The following is a 1956-nucleotide window of genomic DNA, read 5'->3' on the forward strand; positions in this document are numbered from 1 at the left end:
CGGAATTTGCCGCAAAGCTTAGCGCGGCAGACAGCTTTCGTTTAAAAAAATGGCTAAGCATCTATAAATTTTGCGGCGGGGCGCCGAGTAAATTTCTGCGCGAAAACACCGCCCCGCCCGTCATTTCGGATATTAAAATTTTTGAGATCGACGCGCCTAAGCAATGGCTTGCGCAGCGCATCGAAGCGCGCACAAAGGCGATGTTTGAGCGCGGGCTTTTGGAGGAAGCGGAGTTTTTATTCGCTCGCTACGGCACAGAGTGCAGGGCGCTAGGCTGCATCGGGCTAAAGGAGTGCGGGCAGCTTTTGCGCGGGCAGATCTCACGGGCGCAGTGCGAGCAGCTCGTAAGCCTGCACACGGTACAGCTCGCAAAGCGCCAACGTACCTTCAACCGCTCGCAGTTCGCGGATAAAATTTCGGCGCCGCCACAAGAGCTGGAGCGTGAAATTTTAAAATTTCTTCGCCGCGAGATTTATAATCGAAATTTATCAAAATTTGTGTGTTTGCTAGGAGGCAGTGGGGTAAAGGGAGTAAAATTTAGATTTAATTTACCGCGCTGAATCGCGTCTTTAAAATTTTGCGGGTCGCGCCAAGGTCTCGTGCGGCGCGGAATTTCGATTAAATTTAATCGCCTTCGCAAATATCAAAGCTAAATTTATCGTTGTCAAGCCTACTGAAATTTTGATTTTCCGCGCTTGCGTTGCGCTTGAAAATAAAGGCGTAGCCGTATTTCTCGGGGTGCTGCGAGCTGTTTTTTAGCCCAACGACGCAAAGCTCGTAAGTGCCGCTTTGCAAGCCGAGCTTGAGCGTGGAATTAAATTTTCGTATCTTGCCCGCAACGCCGCTTTGACACTCATAGCCTAGCTCGAGTTCGCCGCTTTTTAGCTTACCAGCGCGATACTGCAAAGCATCGAAGCTCGCTAGGATCGCGGAGTCGCTTTGCGGGGCGAAATACAGCTTATCGCGCTTGAAAGCCACTTCGTAGCCCGCAGGCAGCGCAAACTCCTCGTCCATGCAAACGAAGATCTCATAGCTGCGCACCGTAAGCGGGTAGAAGGGTAAAGCTTTAGCGCCCTTTACGGCGTCATAAAACAGCTGCTTGTGCGCGTCCCAGTAGCTTAGAAGCTTTTTTGCTCTGCATTTTCGCTCCTTTAAAAACTCACTCAAATCGCGCACATCAAGCAGCGCAAAACCGTAGCCGTCAGCACTTAGCTCGCCCAAAAACATATCTCTCCTTGTTGGCAAAGCGCGATGGGTTCAATTCACGCTTAAAATTTTAGCTCAATACCCGCTTAAAAAGACGAAATTGTTTACCGCGCCGGTTAGGAATTTGACTAAAAACGGCGCCAGCACGCATGCCACGCTAGCTAGCACGACGGCAAATTTTATCTGCACCGAGACCGCGCTCAGCGAGCCGTCAAGCTCCGCGTCCTCCCGCGGCTCGTGCAAAAACATACGCACGATGAGGCGCAGGTAGTAATACAGCGCGAGCGCGCTATTTACCGCCATGATTACGGCGAGGGCAAAGTAGCCTGAATTGACCGCCGCGCTTAGCAGATACATCTTGCCCCAAAACACGCTAAACGGCGGAATGCCCGCAAGCGAGAGCATAAAGATCGCCGCGCATAGCGCAAAGAGCGGATGGGTGCGGATCAGCCCGTCAAATTTCTCAAACGGATGCTCGAAGCGAGCCGCGAACTTGGAGCTTTGCGCGCAAATTTCGGCGCCTGGCTCGCAAGTTTCAGTGCCGAAAAGGGTCGCTTCCGCGCCGAGCTCGCTCTCTTTAAAATTTTGCTCGTTTTCTTTGGAATTTTGCTCGCTTGCTTTAAAGCTCCGCTCGCCGCAAGCTAAATTTTGTCCGTTCGCGCCTAAATTTAACTTGCCAGTAGAACCTAACTCGTGATTTTGCGAAAAAGAGAGCTTTGCGTTTGAGATAAAATTCCCCTCCTCGTCGCC

Annotated in this window: 3 protein-coding genes; 1 reads left to right on the forward strand and 2 read right to left on the reverse strand. The window is 51.4% G+C overall.

From position 1 onward, the window contains the following. Positions 1-560: tRNA dimethylallyltransferase (locus tag Q0256_RS01580; RefSeq protein WP_367271933.1), on the forward strand; the 560-nt coding region annotated here is incomplete at its 5' end. A gap of 64 nt (positions 561-624) precedes the next feature. Here Q0256_RS01580 and Q0256_RS01585 read toward each other — a convergent pair. Then, complete coding sequence (locus Q0256_RS01585; protein WP_297959494.1) at positions 625-1227, reverse strand: hypothetical protein; 603 nt, start codon at positions 1225-1227, stop codon at positions 625-627. Positions 1228-1281: 54 nt separating this feature from the next. Next, the coding region (locus tag Q0256_RS01590) for a proton-conducting transporter membrane subunit (protein WP_297959496.1) at positions 1282-1956 on the reverse strand (675 nt) is incomplete at its 5' end.

The organism is uncultured Campylobacter sp. (genome assembly GCF_937949835.1).
Taxonomy (GTDB): Bacteria; Campylobacterota; Campylobacteria; order Campylobacterales; family Campylobacteraceae; genus Campylobacter_B.

What these genes read in the sequence shown, in the direction of transcription:
- Q0256_RS01585 (WP_297959494.1), bottom strand. Translation starts at nt 1,227, where the DNA reads ATGTTTTTGGGCGAGCTAAGTGCTGACGGCTACGGTTTTGCGCTGCTT.